The sequence below is a fragment of the Streptomyces lasiicapitis genome (genome assembly GCF_014646335.1).
In the GTDB taxonomy this organism is placed as follows: Bacteria; Actinomycetota; Actinomycetes; order Streptomycetales; family Streptomycetaceae; genus Streptomyces; species Streptomyces lasiicapitis.
Window position 1 is genome coordinate 24,517 of record NZ_BMNG01000001.1, and the last position, 16,953, is coordinate 41,469.

Consider the following 16,953-nt stretch of genomic DNA (forward strand, 5'->3'; position numbering starts at 1 on the left):
CGCGGTTACGTTGGTGCGGTGAACGACACCGACCGCGCGCACGCCGAACTGATCGCCGTCGCCGAGGGCTGGGCGGCGGCGATCGTGGCGAACGACGCCGACGGGATCGCCGGCTTCATGGCGGACGAGTGGGTGATGGTGTCCGAGTCGGGCGTCTCCCCCAAGGCCGACTTCCTCTCCGTGGTGGCATCCGGCGAACTCACCCACTCGGCCATGGACCGGGTGGGCCCCGCCCGCATCCGCGTCCACGGCGACACCGCCCTGTTCACGGCCCGGGTGACGAACACCGCCCACTACCAGGGGCAGCGCTTCGACGCGGACGAGTGGACGACGGACGTCTTCGTGCGGCGGTCCGGCCGCTGGGAGTGCGTGCTGACCCAGATCACACCGGCGGCTCCCGCAGCACCCGAACGGGGTGTTTGACACCGAACCCCTGTCTGGAACGGTCCCGTCCCGGCGAGCATGGCACCCGGTCGTGACTTCGGGGGACGCTCATGACTCGGACCACTCAGGGAGACCCCATGACATCTCCACGCACACGTCCGGCAACTCCGCACTCGCGCCGGGCACCGCTCGTGGCCCTCGCAGCCCTGGTGGCCCTGGTGGCGGCCGCACTGCCCGCATCGTCGGCGGCGGCCGCACCGGGCGGGGAGGCCGCGCGGCCGGAAGCCCCGAAGCCGAAGCTCGCCGCACCTCCCGCGGCACCGGCGGTCGGCCCCTTCCAGGTCAGGAACCACGGCATCGGCCGCTGCATGGGCATGCCGCCCGGGGACGACCGGATGCGGGTGTGGAACTGCACCTCGGAGCCTTACCAACTCTGGGACCTGATCGCGGACGGCCGAGGTCGCTATCACATGGCGACCCGCAGGGACGGCCGCTGCCTCGCGGGCCACGCGAACGGCCCGGCAGGCTGGGCCACCTGGCTGTCGGACTGCGACCGCACCTTCACCAACGTGGACCAGCTCTGGTACGTCGACCCGGCCCACTCGGCCGACCCCGAGCGGATCGCGAACCTCTTCGGCCGCGCCCTGGAGCCCGACCGCGGCTGGGGCGGCGCCAACGAGTCCCCCGTCGTGACCAACGACTACGACGGACGGCCGAACCAGCGCTGGACACTGATCTACGGCCCGTGACGCCCCGAGCCACCCCGGAGCCACCGCCGACCCGGAGTCACCTACGAATCACCCTCCCCCAACTCCCGCCGCATCCGCCCACAGACCTCGACCACCGCGTCCGCGTCCGGCCCCGCCCCCTCGGCGAACATCGCCACCTGCAGCGCGGGGCCGTGCGCGGCATGCCGGTCCAGGTCGCCGGTGCGGGCGGGCTGGACCACGAAGTGGATGTGTCCGGGCACGCGCCCGGCGTGCGACCACAGGCAGACGTACACCTGCTCGCAGTCGCCGACGACGGCACGAACGGCGTCGGCGACCCGCACGAGCAGTGGCCCCAACCCGGCCGCCTCCTCGGCGGACAGCTCGTGCACGCCGGTCACGTGCCGCAGCGGCTTGACGACGAACGTGCCGACGCCCAGCGGGCCCACGCAGTGCTCGACAGCCCAGTGCGCGGTGCGCAGCACGGCCCCGCCCGGCAGCGGTACGGAGCCGTCCGTGAGCCCGCAGGCCAGGCACGGGGGCGGGGGCGACGCGCCCCCGCCCGCCGCGCGCACCGGCTTGGCCGCCATAGCGGACTCCCCCCTCGGACTTCCTGACATCGGCGCAGGTCAGGCGCCGAATATGACTCCTTCGAGCCTAACTGACCCGGCCCACCGGCTCCTTCGCAAGGTCGGTCGCGGAGTCGGCCTCGTCCGGTGTCGGCGCCGCGCCCCGGTCCGGCTTCGTCGCCTCGCCCTTCCTCGGCAGGAGCAGCGCCACCACCACCGTCCCCACCCCGAGGATCACCGCGCCCACCAGGCTCGTGTGGGCCACCGCGTCCGAGAAGGACGAGCTGACCGCGTGCTTCATCTGCTCGGCACCCTGGGCGAGTTCGCTCGCCTGCGCCTTCAGTTGGGCCGCCTTCTCGGGCGAGGTGCCGGGAGCCCCGGCCTTCTCGGCGAGCTGTCGCGCCTGCGTGCCGATCGCCTGGGCCACGCCGCCGCCCGCGCCGACGGAGTCCTGTGCCTGTTCGAGGGCGGACGCGGGCAGCTTGGAGCCCTTCGTCTCGTCCGCGAGCCCGTTGGCGTACGAACTGGCGAGGAGCGAGCCGAGGACCGCGATGCCGAGGGAGCCGCCGAGTTCGAGGGAGGTGTCGTTGACGGCGCCGCCGACGCCCAGCTCCGACTCGGGGAACGCCCCCATGATCGCGTCCGTGCACGGCGAGACGGCGAAGCCGAGGGAGAGGCCGAGGATGACGAGGGGCGCGACGAAGTCCGCGTACGTGGAGGTGGCGGAGGTCGCCGTCAGCAGCGCGAGCGACGTCGTGCCGCCCACCATGCCCGCCGTCACCATGACCTTCGCGCCGAGGCGGGGAGTGAGCACACCGGTGAGCGCCGAGCCGACGAACACCGCTCCCGCCAGCGGCAGCATCCGCACACCCGTCTCCAACGGGTCGTAGTCCAGGACGAATTGGAGGTGCTGGGTCAGGTAGTAGAAGGCGCCGAAGACGGCGACGAAGAACAGCGCCACGGCGAGGTTCGACCCCGAGAAGCCGCGCTGCGCGAACTTCCGTACATCCAGAACGGGCCGCGGATGCCGCAGCTCCCACACGACGAACAGCACGAGCCCCACCCCGGCGATCACCGCGGCGGCCACCGCGCTCGCGCCCCAGCCGAAGCCGGGACCCTCGATGATCATGTAGATGAGCGCACCGATCCAGACGACGGACAGCAGCCCGCCGACATAGTCGATCCGCCCGGGATCGGCGGCCTTCGACGGCGGTACGAGGACGAACGCGCCGATGATGGCAAGGACCGCCACGGGGATGTCGATGAGGAACGTCGACGCCCAGCCGTAGTCCTCCAGGAGCGCGCCCGCGATCAGCGGCCCGGCCGCGATGGCGATGCCGGACGTCGCCGCCCACAGGGTGATCGCCTTGGCCCGCTCCTCGCGCGGGAAGGTCGACGCGAGCAGCGAGAGCGTCGCGGGCATGATCATGGCCGCGCCGACGCCCATGACCGCGCGCGACACGATGACGGCAGTCGAGCTGTCGGACAGCGCGCCCGCCCCCGCGCCCGCGCTGAGCACGACGAGCCCGAGCACGAGCGCGCCCCGGCGGCTGTACTTGTCGCCGATCGCGCCGAGCAGCAGCATCAGCGCGGCGTACGGAACGGTGTACGCGTCGATGACCCACTGCAGGTCGGAGCTGGACAGGTCCAGGTCACGGGTCATGTCGGGGGCCGCCACGGTGAGCGCCGTGTTCGCCATGACGGCGATCAGCAGGCTCAGACACAGGACGGCCAGCGCCCACCAGCGGCGGGCATAGGGCCGGTCCATCCGTTCGACCGGCTCCTTGATCAGCAAAGGCATCGGGTCCACCCCTCGTTTCAGGATCTTGCACATCGCTGTGCAATTGCACGCCACTGTGCAATGTACGCGACGACGAGCCATCTTGCACACCGATGTGCAAGTGCGGGTGCGCGCGGCAGAATGCCCTCATGAGCCGTACGAAGCCGACGCCGCCGCCTGCGACCGACGCGCCCTCGCCCTCCGCACCCGCGGCCGCCGCACCCGCGACCGCCGCGACCGCCCGCGCCGACGCCAACCGCCGCCGCATCCTCGACGTCGCCTTCACGGAGCTGACCCGGGACCCGGACGCGACGATGGACCAGATCGCGCGCGCCGCGGGCGTCGTGCGCCGGACCGTGTACGGCCACTTCCCGAGCCGCGAGGCCCTGGTGGGCGCGATCCTCGACGAGGCCGTAGCCGCGGTGACGGCCGCGCACTCCGCCGCGTACGCGAGCGCGGCCGAGGATCCGCCGCGGGCGGTCGCCTCGGCGATGCTCAGCATCTGGCACGTCACCGACCGCTACCGCCTGCTGCTCTCGCTCGCGCAGCGCGCCGTCACGATGGAGGGCATCCGCGAACGCCTCGCCCCCGTGCACGCGGCGGGCACGGAGATGCTCCAACGCGCCCTGGACTCGGGCAGGTTCGTCTCCCCGCTCCCCGCGCGGGCTCTCGTCTACGTCCTGGAGAACACCATGTTCGGCCTCATGGAGGCGGTGAACGAGGGCGTCCTGGAGGCGGAGGAGGGCGGCCGGGCCGCGGCGGTCAGCTTCCTGTGCGCGGCGGGGATGCCTCCGGCGGAGGCGGCGGCGCTGGTGGCGGAGGTCGACGCGGCGCGGGGCGCCTGAGAAGCCCCTCCCTCATGTTTCGGGCACGCCCGGAACACCTCGTGCGCCCCCGTCCACCTCGGCGACCTTGGGTGAGTCAGCGGGGTGCACCGGACCCGACCAACTCGGTGCGGATCGGGGAGAGAAATGTTGGTGGCCAAGAAGGCCCTTGTGGGGATCGGTACCGCCGTACTGCTCACGACCGGCGGCATGGCGACTGCGGTGGCGCAGGACGGCCTCGGCGGGCAGGATGCCCGCGGCGTCAAGGCGACCTCCAAGGCCAACGCCTCGTGGGGCTATGCGAAGGCCACGTGGAAGTGGAAGGGTGCGGGCTCGACCGGCAAGGTCAAGGTGTACGTCGACGACCAGGACTGCAACGGATACAGCGTCTACGCCAAGATGCAGTTCAAGCGCGCCACTGGGCAGATCGTCGACGGGGACAACTACTACTGGAACAGCGACAGCCGCTGCAGGGGCAAGGGCCAGACGCGCAACGGCCCCAAGTTCAGCGACAACTTCAACATCACCCACGGCCGCGTCGTGGTGTGCCAGTCCGACTGGGGCTGGGACACCTGCAAGAACGGCAAGTGGCACAAGAACCCCAAGGCCTGACCGGTTGACCGGGTGACCCGGTCGGCCAAGCCGGATGCCCGGCCCTCGATCGTCGGGGGCCGGGCACCCGGCTGTTCACACCCGGCTCCGCACCCCGCCTACGCCCGGTACTCCACGAGCACCGGCGTCTCCCCGTACGCCACCCGTTCCCCCGGCCGAACCCGCTCGCTGCTGCCGTCCATCCGGCGCAGCAGGCGGGCCTCCTCGCCCAACTCGCCGCTCGCCCGGCCGTGTTGGGTCCAGCGGACGGCGAACCAGGGGCCCGCCGTGCCGGGGTCGCGGTCCCTGTCGCGCCGGAACACGCACTCGTAGACGCCGTCCGGGAGGCCGACTCCGCGCCCTTGCCCGCAGGAGGTGATCCGCCGACCCGCGAGCCACCCGTGCAGCCGCCCGATACGGCGGCCCGCCTCCGTGGGCGGGCCGCCCACGGGCTGGACGACCAGCGGAATGTTCCTGCCGCCCCAGGCGTAGAAGTACATCCGGTCGACGAACGACTTCCGGCTGTAGAGACCGACCAGATAGAAGCGCACGGCATAGTCGTTGGCGCGTCGGTCGGAGAGTTTGGCCCCGTCGTCGATCTCCGCACCGGGACCGGTGTTCCACATGCGCCAGCCCTCGCTGTACTTGCGGAAGATCCCCTCGGCCTTGGCAGCGAGCTCGATGATCTCCTCGGGTGGGCCGTCGGCCCTGCGCGGGTGCAGCTTGAGCGCCGCGACATCGCAGAACTCGTAGGCGCCGGTGCGTACGAACTCCTCAAGGAGCTCCCTGCCCGCGGGCTCCCAGAGATTCCCGAAGGAGGGGCACGCCACCTTCGCTTCCGGGTCGGCGCGCTTGATGATGGCCGCGGCCCTGCGCACCATCTTGGCCAGCGTGGCCATGTTCCCGTCGTAGTGGGAGGTGGCACCCACGTGGTCCCAGAGTTCGTACGCCCCGATCCGGGAGCGGTAGCGGGTGGCGACCTTCTCCACGAAGCGGTCCCAGTCGGCCAGGTCGTCGGGTGGCGCGGCGCGCGAGTCGTCCGAGTAGGGGGTCTTCGGGCCGCCGGGCGCCGCCCATCCGGGAGTGCCGCCGAAGACGAACAGAACGGGCAGGCGCTTGCGCTCGGCGCCACGCACCGAACGCTCCAGGATCCCCCAGTCGAACTCTCCCTTTTCCGGCTCGACTTGGGCCCAGCGCGTTTCCGACTCCCAGAGCCGGACACTGCTGACGTCGAAATCCGGCATGAGGCCGGTGTTGGTGTTCATCGTGACGCCGAAGAACTCGCGGTCGAGCGGCTTGGGCGCCAGGGCCCAGTACGGTCCTTCGACCCGCTGACCCGAAGTGCCGCCGCCGCGTGGGCCGCCACTGCCCTTTCCGCTTCCGCCCGGGGCGGGGTCCGGGTCCGAGCCCGAGAACGGGTCGAGGGTGAGGGTGAGGGTGCTCACCAGCGCTGTCACGATGACGAGGGCGGCTACGAGGATGGTGCGCAGGCGCGGGCGGGGTAGTCGCCCCGGCAGACCGAATCTGCTCAACTTCCGCACGTGTACGGGCTGTTGCGGAGCCGCGACCTCACCCTCCGCACCCTGCTCGCCCTCCGCACCCTGCTCACCCTCCTCGCGCTCGTCCCGCTCCCCCACCCCCGCCGCCGCGTCCGCCCGCGCCCACGCCTCGTACAGGCTGTCCAATTCCTCCTGCCCCGCCCCGCACACCCGCGCGATCCGCTCGACCGTGCCGAAGCTGGCGGGCACGGTCAGGCCCTGGCAGTAGCGGTGTACGGAGGAGCGGCTCAGGCCCGTGCGGCTCGCGAGCGCGGTGTAGCTGCGGCCGCTGCGCTCCTTCAACTCCTGTAAGAGTTCACCCAGTTGGTGACGTTCACTCATCAATTCGCCCCCGGTGTCCGTCCCACAGCGGCAGAACATAGCAGGCAGGGCGTATTCGGGCGTCCCATCGTCCCAGCGGGACACGTCCCCGCTTGCCAGGGACACGCCGCGTCGAGATCGTCGTCCGTGTCGCCGTTCGGGGGATCGGCGACCGCTCGACGCATCGGGGGAAACACAAGTGCTGCGTGTCCATTTCACCGCCGCGGACCTCGTCCGCACCCGGGTCTCGGACGGAGCCGATCCGCTCTGGGAGACCGTCCTGAGCCTGCACCGCCTGCGGGACAGCAGGCCCGACCCGGTCCTGGCCGCCGCCGGGCGTCGCACGGGGGTCGGCGCCCGGCACGGGCGATCGCTCGGGATGCTCCTGCCGCTCGTACCGCCGCGCGGGTACTTCCCGGACTTCCTCACCCCACCGGAGTCGGCGGCGGGGATCGAGCACGGCCTGGAGGCGCTGATGTCCACGTCGCGCACCCGGCTGCGCGCCGAACTCACCGTCCTGGGCGGCCGCAACCCACTGCCGCCCTGGACCCGTTCCCTGGCGGACGGCGAGCCCGCGGTGCTGCGCCGGCTCGCCCGCTGCGTACGGACGTACCACCACGAGACGCTCGGCCCCAACTGGCCCCACGTCAGCCGCCGGACGCACAGCGACCGGGCCCTGCGCCTGCACGCGCTGTGGCACGGCGGCGCGGAGGCGATGCTGCGGACGTACGGACCGGCCATGCGATGGCACGCGCCGGTGCTCGAAGTCGCGTACCCCGTCGACCGCGACCTGCACCTCGACGGCCGTGGGCTGCTCCTGGTCCCGTCGTACTTCGCCCGCAGCCCGGTCGCCCTCGCGGACGCCGCGCTGCCGCCGACGCTCGTCTATCCGGCCCGCGCACGCGGGTCCGACGACGCCTCGCGTCCGCCGCGGTGCCTGGCCCCGCTGCTCGGCCACACCCGGGCCGCGGTCCTCCAGGCCCTCGGCGGCGACCCGACCACCACCGAACTGGCCGACCGCGCCGGTGTCTCGCTCTCCTCGGCGAGCGAACACGCCGCCGTCCTGCGCCGCGCGGGCCTGGTGTCCAGCGTCCGGCAGAGCAACGCGGTACGGCATGCGCTGACGCCGCTCGGCTCGGCGCTGCTGCGGGGGGACGGGGTGTCACGGTCCCGCGAGCCGGGCGCGCACGGTCTTGCCCCGCTCGTGCCGCGGGAACCACCCGACGTGGCGGGATAGTTGACGTACGACGAGGAGGCCGCGGCCGCCCTCGCCGGGGGCGACTCCCGCCCACACCCCGGTCCCGAACCCGGGAAACTCCGGGACGGGGTCCGACACGTCGACGATGAGCCCGCCGTCCTCGGCGAGGGCGAGGCGTAGCCAGAGGTGGTGGCCGGCCACCTTGCCGTGGCGTGCGGCGTTGGCGACGAGTTCCGAGACGACGAGTAGCGCGTCGTCGATGTCGCCCTGCCATTGCCAGGAGGTGAGCCTGCGGCGCGTGTGGGTGCGTGCGAGGCGGGCGGACGCGGGGGTCATGGGGTAGCTGGAGGACCAGTCGTGGGTGGGGAGCGGTGGGGAGGGGAGTGCGAGGGGGCTGCTTGTCATGCAACTACGGTTGCGGGCTGGCCCGTTCAGCCGCAATCGAACTTCCCTGAAATTTCAGGGAAGCGAGGATTGGACTATGCAGGAATCTGCACAACCGTCTGCGCGGGCCGAGCATGAGGTGTCACACTCCGAACGCAAGGGCAGGTGACACGCACTAGGGAACGCAGGCGGTGCACATGGCAGCCAAGCGTGGACGGACCGGACAGAGGCTTGAACTCGGCCTTCAGCTACGACAGTTGAGGGAGGAGTACGGCATGACACGCAGGCAAGCGGTTCAAGGGCTGCGCATCTCCGAGGCATCGCTGCTGCGGATCGAGAGCGGGTATCTGAACTTCCGCAACGTGGGCGACCTCCGAAAGGTGCTGACCAAGTACGGCGTTACCGACGAGGACGTCGTCGAGTCGTTCGTAGGCCTCAACCGGGAGTCGTCCCGCCAGGACTGGCTGACGCAGTTCCGCGGGCTGATGCCAGCCGGAATGCCGGGCTTCGTCGGCCTCGAACCAGAGGCCCGGAGCATGCGGATCTACCACCCGACGCTGATCCACGGCCTGCTCCAGACGCGGCGGTACGCGCAGGCGCTCCACGACCTGAACAAGCCAGTGGAGGAGACCACGTCGGAGTTCATCCGCAACAGCGTGGAGCTGCGGATGAAGCGCCAGGAATGCTTCACCCGGGACAACCCGGTCGAGCTGCGCGCCATCCTCGGCGAAGCCGCTCTGCGCTACCCGGTCGGCGGGGCAGAAGTGATGCGCGAACAGTACGAGAAGCTCGCCAAGCTGGCGGCGTGGGAGCACATCACGCTCCAGGTACTGCCCTTCCGCAACGCCTACCGCTCGACGAACGACTTCGGGATTCTCGACCTCGGCGACCGGCTACCGCCCCGGGTGCAGATCGACAGCGCCTGGGGCGCGGTGCACACCTCGGACAAGCGCCGTGAAGTCGACCGCTTCACCCGCCGGTACGACGCCATGGCCGCCTCCGCCCTGCCTCCCGAGGACACGCCCCAATTCATGGCCCAACTACAACGAGAGCTCTGATCCCATGACCACACACGCCAACGCATACGAACTCGCCCCCGAGAAGGCCTGGTTCAAGTCGTCGTACAGCGACGGTCAGGGCCAGAGCTGCGTCGAGGTCGCCGACCTCACCCCACACCACGCCGGAGGCGACGACGTCGGGATACGTGACTCCAAGAACCCCCAGGGCCCCGCCCTGACCCTGGGCCTCCCCGCCTGGAAGGCATTCCTAGCTGGCCTCCGCTAGCGGGGACCACGCGCCAGCCACTCCTGAAGCTCCCGGTGCCGGAACTGATATTCGCCGCCCACCACTCGCAGCAGGCCCGCGTGGTACGCCCAGGCGAGGAAGGCACCGGGACTCGGGGGCACGCGGCCCAGCGCGGCGCCCGCCAGGACGGTGAGCGCGGTGGCAAGGCCCACGGCCAGCTCCGCGGCGGTCGCGACGACGGCGACGTACACAACTCCGGCGAAGCCGAGCCACGCCTCGCCCGCCACGCCCGCGAGGAACGCGAGGCCGAAGCCGACCGGCCGTGTCAGCCACGCGGTGCGTCGGCGCAAGCGGCCCACGGCGTCCAGAACGCGCGGCCCGGAACCCGGGGTGAGGAAGCCGCACGCAAAGACGTAGAAGGCGAGGAGCCCGACCTCGGCCCCGGATTCGAAGCCCCCGCTCGGGGCGAGGCTCGCGCGCGACCAGCCGAGGACGACCGCACCGCCCCCGCTCAGCAGGGCGATTCCCGGCACGACGCCGCGATGCCACAGCAGCAGTACGACGGTCACGAACGGGAGGAGGCAGACCGCCCGCAGCAGGGGGTGGACCTCCGCGAAGGCCCACGCCACGGGCCAGAAGAACAACGGCACCAGCACGCAGGCGATCAGGCCCCGCCTGTCGGTGTACGCGACGAACCGCGTGTTCTCTGCGTAGATCACGCACCCCGACAGCACGAGCACCATTCCCAGCACATACCAGCCCGGCTGCGGCACGGCCTCGTACGCGGCGGTGAACGGGGCCGCCGCGCCCAGCACGAGGACACCCATGCCCGCCACCGCCACGGCGTTCCGCGACACGGCACGCAGCAATGCCTTGCGCAGCCGTCCCGGCCACCCGGGGTACGGCTGGCGCACCCGCTCCGACGACGCCAACGGAGTCCACTCACACAGCGCGGCCTCGTGCGCGCGGCCCATGCCGAACGCCACAAGGACCGCAATCCACAGGCTCGTGGCCAGGTTCTCCCGGTGCACCCACCAGTGGTCGGGCACCAGGCCCCTGATGGCATCCGGCACCACCCACAGCGCACAGGCGGCAGCAGCCAGGGCGACGATCACCGACGCGACAGCGGTCAGGGGCCGGCCGACCACGCGCCCGAGCGTCACGCCGTCGGCCTCCGCCGCCCACGCCATCCGCTCCAACCACCCGTGCACCCGCTCAGCCTCGTACTCCCGCAACCGCCCCCACACAGTCCGGTCCCCGCTCAAACTCCGCCGAGCCCGCCGCACCGCCGCGTTGGCGGACCGGGTAGCCGCCGGTACATAACGCGCGAGCAACTGCTCGCGGATCTCCCCGGCTGTCGCACCATCGGCGGGCGGCGCCACGTCCGCAGACTCCCCGTACACAGCGAAGGCAAGCCCCAAATAGAACGGAGAACTGAACGCCTCGGCCACAGCCCCGCCCGCTGTCCCGTCCCGCATGGCGTCGACCACAGCGTCCATCGGCGAAGTCCGCCCGTCGGAGCGGAGGTTGACGTAACACCGAGCCTGCTCGGCGTCGACGCCCCCGACACAAAGCAGCGTCGCCTCGCGCAACCAAGCATGGCGCGCGGACAACTCCTCGTACCGCGCCCCTCGGCAGGTGAGTACGAGGGGCGCACTGCCGCCCACCCCCTGGTGGGCGTTGAGCTCAGCGAGGGCCTGGCTCGCGCGGGTCGGCTCCTCGTCGTCGGGGTCCATCTCGTCGAGGCCGTCCAGTACGGGTACGACGAGGCGTCGCGCGACCAGATCCGCCGCAGCCGCCTCCGGCACCTCGTACGCCTTGACCAAGCTGTCCTTCAGCCAGTGCTCGAAGCCGCCGACGGTCCGCAGGCCGCCCCACCAGCGGCGACGGGTGCGCGCCGGGGGCAGATCGCGGATGGCGAGCCGGACCGGCACGGGATCGGTCGCCGCACGCGCGTGGAGCAGCCGCACCACGAGGTGCACCGCGAACACGGTCTTCCCGGCGCCGGGTTCACCGGTCACGACGAGGCGCCCCGGGTCGGCGGAGTACCACCGGGCCACATCGGAGAGCCGCTGCCGCCCGGCGGGCTCGGCGCCGCCCTGCCGCGGGGTCACGTCCACGGGAAGGTCGATGAGGTGCCCGCCGGTCCCCAGCATGTGGGTGCGCTCGGCGACCTCCACGTCCTGGACGGCACGGGCAAGCCGCTCGAGCGCGACCGCACGGGCGTCGGTGGCCTGCTGAAGCCGGAGCGCGCGAAGGCTGACGGCAGCACCGACCAGAATCCCAAAGATCCCGAGCGGCAGCCCCAACACCCCGGCCACGTCCTGCGGTTCAAGCACGTCACGCCGCACGACCACGGCAGCCCACCCGCACCCGACAACCAGAACCGCGACCCCACCCCCGAACAGCCACCGCAGCCCGCCGCCACCCCGCATCCCCGCATCCATGGCTCAAAGCATGCCGAGCACCCGATCTCCGGACCACCGATTCAGCACGACGAGGGACCGTGGTGAACGAGGTGCTCCCTCCGAGCCCACTCCACGATTCATCCCCCAGCTAGAACGAACGCTCTATCCAATGACCACACATGACAACGCACCCGAACTCGCCCCCGAGAAGCCCTGATCCAAGTCGTCGCGCAGCAGCGAGCAGCCGGCAACGGCCTCTGAGGCCGCAGTGACTGAAACCCAGCGGGCAAACCCGAGGACGCCGTACCACCGCACGAATGCAACTGAACCAGGCGGAGCCCGACTCCGGTGTCGACACCGGAACTCTGGTGTCGAACAAGGCAGCTTGGGCCAAGGCAGGCCACGACAGACCCGGTCCCGGACCTTGGCCGCTACGGACACGGCGGTGACATGTGGATCATTCCCAGCGATGAGAATTTCGGCGCCAATCAAATGACCACGGATACTCACGGCCACAGCGGTTACTGGGATGAAGGCTCCAGAAGTCTGCTGAACCAAGGCCTGGTGGTGGTCGGGCAGGAGGATGACGTGAAGTTGAAGCCGCCGCCCGAGCCATACGCGAACGTGAGGAGCGACTCAAGCGGGCACTTCCGAAGCACGGATGGAAGATTGTCGAATACGGGCCGGACACCAGCAGGAACAAGAATCTGAACCTGACCGCCGACAATGACAAGAAGAAGGTCAGCGTAAATATCATCAAAATGTCAAAAAACGACACCCCAAAGCTGAGCCTGGACCTCATCTCCGGCTGCTACAAGGTCCCAGAAGGCCAAAAGGTCGACCTGTACCCCTCCTGAAAACCCGAGGCCCTGCCGGTGGCCAGCGGTCGTGTCCCCCTGTGCTGGTGTAGCGACCGCGCATGAGGGTCCGCCGGCTCCGTCGGCGGACCCTCATGGTCGATCGAGGTCAGCGATCTCCGAACAGCTTCTGCTGGCGCTTTCTTTCCAGGAAGCAGAAGCCGCAGAAGACCGCGCCCAGGGGGACTCCCCCCAGGAGAGAGACCAGAATGCTGTAGGCGACTCCATTCCCCGCACCCAGGGATGCAGGAAGCAAGACCGCAGACATGGCCACCCCTGCGTATGTCCCGATCAGCACGGGGTGCCTCGCGGAGAATCTCTGGCTTCTGGTGGGCGGACGGCTGAAGCGTTTTTCGAAGCGCCAGTAGGCGTCAGCGATGCGAGCCATCCAGCTCCTCGGGTTCGGAGATCCCATCAGCTCGTCCCCTCCACTCAGTTGGGGAGGTTCCGGTCAGCCCTCCACCGGTTGACCGCGGGGCCGAGCTTCCCCGCGAAGCTACCAGCGACCCCCCACGCCATGGGCTGCCAGGTGGCCGACCAATACCCGCCGAGGCTCCGGTCCTGCCCCGAGAAGCGGTTGGACACCGCACCGGCCACACCCGCTCCGACGATGACGCAACCGGCTGTCGCGGTCATGCCGGTGGCGAAGCTGCACCCGGCGGCGACCCCGATTCCGAGGATGGCGCCGCTGTGCTTCTTCCAGACCTTCTTCACCTTCCCCCACCCGGGTATGCCCCAGAGTCCATTGGGGTCGATCATGTTGGTGGGGTCACCGGAGGCGTACAGGTAGGGGTTGGCTTCCAGGCCCGAGGGGTCGGGCTGGGTGAAGCGGCCGGTGCGCGGGTCCATGTACCGGGCCTCGTTGTGGTAGAGCCCGGTCGGGTCCTGGTAGCCGCCTACGAAGCGGTATGGCTGAGGAACCTTCTCGCTGATGTTCCGGGTGACGCCGCGCGGGCTGTAATCGTAGGTGTTGACCTTCGCGCCCTGGCCGTCGACGACGACCCGGGTGGATCCGAGGGCGTCGGTGAGGTAGTAGTACGTGCTCTGCGACCTCGACGGGCCTTCCGTGCGGAAGGAGTTGAGGTTGCCGCTCGGCTCACGGGTGAAATTCATGTCCACCCCGGCCGTGGTCCTGGAGGACAGGCCGACCGGACCGTGGTGGAACGTGGTGTCGCCGAACTGCAGGCGCTCGGACTGGTCGGTGGAGGCGTAGCGCCCCTTGAACTCCTGGCCGCCCTGGGTGAGGGAGGTCTGCTGGGAGAAGTCGTTCCACTGGCCACCGGTGCGTGCGGATTCCGGGGTGGGCGCGGCCGCGGTCTCGTTGCCGGCCTTGTCGTAGGACCAGCCGTCGGTGACGCCGTCCTTGCCGGTGAGCTGGGAGGCGTCGTTGTAGCTGTAGGTGGTGCCGCCGGGGCAGCCCGCCTTGCGGCCCTGCGAGGTGAGGTTGCCCGCCTTGTCGTAGCAGTACAGCCAACTCTCGTTGACCGTCGACCCCTTGGTCTCGTTGGTGAAGGTGAGACGGCCTGCCGAGTCGTAGGTGTAGGCACGCTTGAGTCCGGCGACGACATCGGTCTCGGTGCGGATCTGGGTGCCGTCCTTGGTGGTGCCGCCGCTGGTGTACGCGTAGTCGTAGGCGAGGTCGACCAGCGTGCCCGCCGGTGAGGTCGCCTTGATGCGCTCCGCACGGTTGGCCTTGTCCGGCGTGATGGTCTCGACGGTGCCGCCGGGGAAGCTGGTCTTGGTGCGGAAGTCGTTCGCGTTGTACTCGTAGCCGGTCTTCTTGCCCTGCGCATCCGTGAGGGATTCGAGGTTGTTGACCTTGTTATAGGTGTACTTCACCGTGCCCGACGGGTCCTTGTACGTCTCGACGTTGCCCTCGGGGTAGTAGGTGAGGACGGTCTGCGAGCCGTCCTGCAAGGTACGGATCGTCTCCCGGCTCAGCGGGTCGAAGTCGTACTTGGTGACACCGGTGGCGTCCGAGCGCTGCTTGAGGTTGCCGTCACCGTCGTACTCGTAGGTGACGGTCATGTTCGTGCTGGAGACCTTCTTGATCCGGTCGCGGTTGTCGTACACGTACACGGTCTTGATGCCGCGGCTGTCGACGCTGGTCTCCGCACGGCCCAGGCCGTCGTAGGTGTAGGTGCTCGCGCCCAGCGGGTTCGGCGGGGTGACCTTGGAGAGATTGCCCTTGGCGTCGTAAGTGACCTTGGTGGTCTTGCCGTTGGCGTCGGTCACCTCGCACCGCTGGCCCTTGAAGCCGCCGCAGGTGGGATCGGTGGGGTTGTAGGTGAAGGTGCGGGTGCCGCCCTCGGCTCCGGCGACGGTCTCCTTGGTGGTGTTGCCCGCGGTGTCGTAGTCGTACGTGACGGCCATGCCGTCGGCGGACGTGATCTTGCCGGGGACATCCGCGCCGGCGATGGTCTTGTAGCCGGTGAGGGTGGAGGTGGCGCCGGTGGGCAGCTTGGCGGAGGTGGGGTTGGACCGGGTGTCCCAGCCGTAGGCGGTGACGTTGCCGGGGGTGCCGCCCACGCCCATCGCGTCCACGGCCGTCTCGAGGTTGAGGTTGGCGTCGTAGGTGCTCGCACGATTGCGGCCCAGCGCGTCGGTGACCTTCGTGATCTCGCCGTCGGCGGCATGCGCGTAGGTCGACGTGTTCCCGGCCGGGTCGGTGACCTTGGTGGTTCCCGCCCTGCCCTCACCGGCGGTGTAGACGTAGTTGTACGTCGGTCCGGTCTCACCCGAGCCGTCGAAGTGCGTGGCCCGCTTCATGGAGGTGACGCGGTTGTCGCTGTCGTAGGTGAAGACCGTCACCCGCCCCTCGGGCGTGGTGATCTTCGTCAGGCGGCGGGAGGAGTCGTAGCCGAACTGGGTGGCCTTGCCCTCGGTGTCGGTGACCTTCGCCAGGTCGCCGGCCGCATTGAGGTCGTGGACGACGGTGCGGCCCGCATTGTCCTTGGCCTGCCACTGCGAGGCGTCGGTCTTGACCAGATCGACGAAGCGGCCCGAACGGGAATCGGTGAGCTTGAGACCCTTGTGCTCACTGCCCTCGTCGTGCTGGTCGACGAGGATGTGGCCGCCGTTGCGGTCGGAGACCTTCACCAGCGTGCCGGAGGCGCTGTAGGTGTCCTGGCTGCCGGAGCCGCGCTCGGTCACCGTGTACTCGCCGTTCGAGGACTTCTTCAGGTCCAAGCGGTAGCCCTTGGGGGTGCTGTAGGTGCCGTCCGCCTTCTTGGTGAAGGTGACGGCCCCGCCGGTGGCGTCGTACAGCACCACCTGGCTGTCCTCGATCTGCAGATGGCGCTCGTAGTTCTGCCACCAGCGCTGCGACACCTTGCCCCACGGCGCGTCGAGGGAGTTGTAGGTGCGGGTCAGCTGCAGGGACTTGCCGACCCCGGCGACCTGGAAGTCGGTCGCGGCGAGCATCAGGTTGCCGGTGGAGTAATTGATCCGGGCCACCAGGGAATCGGTGACCCGGACATCGGAGATCTGGTGCCAGGGCACGTCTCCCTGCCCCTTGGGCACGACTGCCGCGACTGCCTTCGCGACGCGCTCCCGCTTCCCGGTCGGCGTACCGGCCCGTTCCTTCTGCGCCGCCCGCCACGCCGCCAACTCCGGCGACGGCTCACGCTCACGGACCGAGCCCGGCGCCTTGGTCTCGCCGACCTTCACGGGGGGCATCTCGGCCTTGGCGCCGCGCTTGCCCCAGGCCGAGGACGGGCCGTCCGGCCCGGCCTGGGCGAAGGCCGCCGGAATGGCTCCGGCCATGAGCGCCACGGCTGCCGAAGCCGCCACGATGGTGCGTCTCGCGCGAATCTGCCTATGTCTGTGCGGTGTTCCTGTGGTGCGTGAAGACATGCTTCTCCCTCAGGAAGGCACCCCGGTGACCCCTACGGTCACTGGGTGCTCGCACGCTATGCAGCACCCCACAGGAATCGCACAGACTTTCACCTTGGTTGCGCGGCATTTCGGCCCTGATCATTACCGCGAAAGCGACAAGTCCTTGCCGATAAAGCGACAAGTGGCCGGCCGCCCGACGCGTGTGGATGCCTGGTTGCTCCCAGACCAGCAGTGGTTGCCCGCAGGGAACTTCGGCTCGAAAGGCATCCTCCGGCGACCGGGCGGCCGGCGGGGCGGGCCACTTGTCGGC

13 protein-coding genes are annotated in these 16,953 nt (G+C 70.0%); 7 read left to right on the forward strand and 6 right to left on the reverse strand.

Annotated elements, in window-relative coordinates; translation table 11 throughout:
• Positions 1-18: 18 nt before the first annotated feature.
• Together IEY91_RS00100 and IEY91_RS00105 are read left to right on the forward strand one after the other, a co-directional pair.
• Entirely contained in the window at positions 19-423 is a 405-nt protein-coding gene (locus IEY91_RS00100; RefSeq protein WP_189172387.1) for a nuclear transport factor 2 family protein, read from the forward strand.
• 98 nt (positions 424-521) lie between these two features.
• Entirely contained in the window at positions 522-1,133 is a 612-nt protein-coding gene (locus IEY91_RS00105) for an RICIN domain-containing protein (protein WP_164320466.1), read from the forward strand.
• A 41-nt stretch (positions 1,134-1,174) separates the two neighbouring features.
• On the opposite strand, the gene IEY91_RS00110 is transcribed toward IEY91_RS00105, so the two are convergent.
• Together IEY91_RS00110 and IEY91_RS00115 are read right to left on the reverse strand one after the other, a co-directional pair.
• On the reverse strand, positions 1,175-1,681 hold the full coding sequence (locus IEY91_RS00110) for an HIT family protein (RefSeq protein WP_164320468.1): 507 nt from the start codon (positions 1,679-1,681) through the stop codon (positions 1,175-1,177).
• A 67-nt stretch (positions 1,682-1,748) separates the two neighbouring features.
• Complete coding sequence (locus tag IEY91_RS00115; protein ID WP_189172388.1) at positions 1,749-3,461, reverse strand: MFS transporter; 1,713 nt, start codon at positions 3,459-3,461, stop codon at positions 1,749-1,751.
• A gap of 128 nt (positions 3,462-3,589) precedes the next feature.
• Between IEY91_RS00115 and IEY91_RS00120 the strand changes: the two genes are divergently transcribed.
• Positions 3,590-4,285 carry a TetR/AcrR family transcriptional regulator gene (locus IEY91_RS00120; protein ID WP_189172389.1) on the forward strand — a complete coding sequence of 232 codons (696 nt, stop codon included), beginning with the start codon at positions 3,590-3,592 and terminating at the stop codon, positions 4,283-4,285.
• Positions 4,286-4,435: 150 nt separating this feature from the next.
• Entirely contained in the window at positions 4,436-4,876 is a 441-nt protein-coding gene (locus IEY91_RS00125) for a hypothetical protein (protein WP_189172390.1), read from the forward strand.
• Between the two features lie 98 nt (positions 4,877-4,974).
• Here the strand turns inward: IEY91_RS00125 and IEY91_RS00130 are convergent, their stop codons facing one another.
• Positions 4,975-6,735: a helix-turn-helix domain-containing protein gene (locus IEY91_RS00130; protein WP_189172391.1), complete on the reverse strand. Its 1,761-nt coding sequence runs from the start codon at positions 6,733-6,735 to the stop codon at positions 4,975-4,977.
• Between the two features lie 178 nt (positions 6,736-6,913).
• Here IEY91_RS00130 and IEY91_RS00135 point away from each other — a divergent pair, with 178 nt between their 5' ends.
• Complete coding sequence (locus tag IEY91_RS00135) at positions 6,914-7,951, forward strand: ArsR/SmtB family transcription factor (RefSeq protein ID WP_189172392.1); 1,038 nt, start codon at positions 6,914-6,916, stop codon at positions 7,949-7,951.
• Here IEY91_RS00135 and IEY91_RS00140 read toward each other — a convergent pair.
• The gene (locus IEY91_RS00140) at positions 7,877-8,317 is read right to left on the reverse strand and encodes an ATP-binding protein (RefSeq protein ID WP_164320479.1); all 441 of its coding nucleotides are present in this window, start codon (positions 8,315-8,317) and stop codon (positions 7,877-7,879) included. The two genes, IEY91_RS00135 and IEY91_RS00140, sit on opposite strands and share 75 nt — an antisense overlap.
• A gap of 176 nt (positions 8,318-8,493) precedes the next feature.
• On the opposite strand from IEY91_RS00140, the gene IEY91_RS00145 reads away from it, so the two are divergent.
• Both IEY91_RS00145 and IEY91_RS00150 read left to right on the forward strand, forming a co-directional pair.
• Positions 8,494-9,354 carry a helix-turn-helix domain-containing protein gene (locus IEY91_RS00145; protein ID WP_189172393.1) on the forward strand — a complete coding sequence of 287 codons (861 nt, stop codon included), beginning with the start codon at positions 8,494-8,496 and terminating at the stop codon, positions 9,352-9,354.
• Positions 9,355-9,358: 4 nt separating this feature from the next.
• Entirely contained in the window at positions 9,359-9,580 is a 222-nt protein-coding gene (locus tag IEY91_RS00150; protein ID WP_189172394.1) for a DUF397 domain-containing protein, read from the forward strand.
• Here IEY91_RS00150 and IEY91_RS00155 read toward each other — a convergent pair.
• Together IEY91_RS00155 and IEY91_RS00165 are read right to left on the reverse strand one after the other, a co-directional pair.
• The gene (locus tag IEY91_RS00155) at positions 9,577-11,988 is read right to left on the reverse strand and encodes an NACHT domain-containing protein (protein ID WP_194492280.1); all 2,412 of its coding nucleotides are present in this window, start codon (positions 11,986-11,988) and stop codon (positions 9,577-9,579) included. The two genes, IEY91_RS00150 and IEY91_RS00155, sit on opposite strands and share 4 nt — an antisense overlap.
• A gap of 1,250 nt (positions 11,989-13,238) precedes the next feature.
• Entirely contained in the window at positions 13,239-16,598 is a 3,360-nt protein-coding gene (locus tag IEY91_RS00165; protein WP_373287861.1) for an RHS repeat-associated core domain-containing protein, read from the reverse strand.
• Positions 16,599-16,953: the final 355 nt, after the last annotated feature.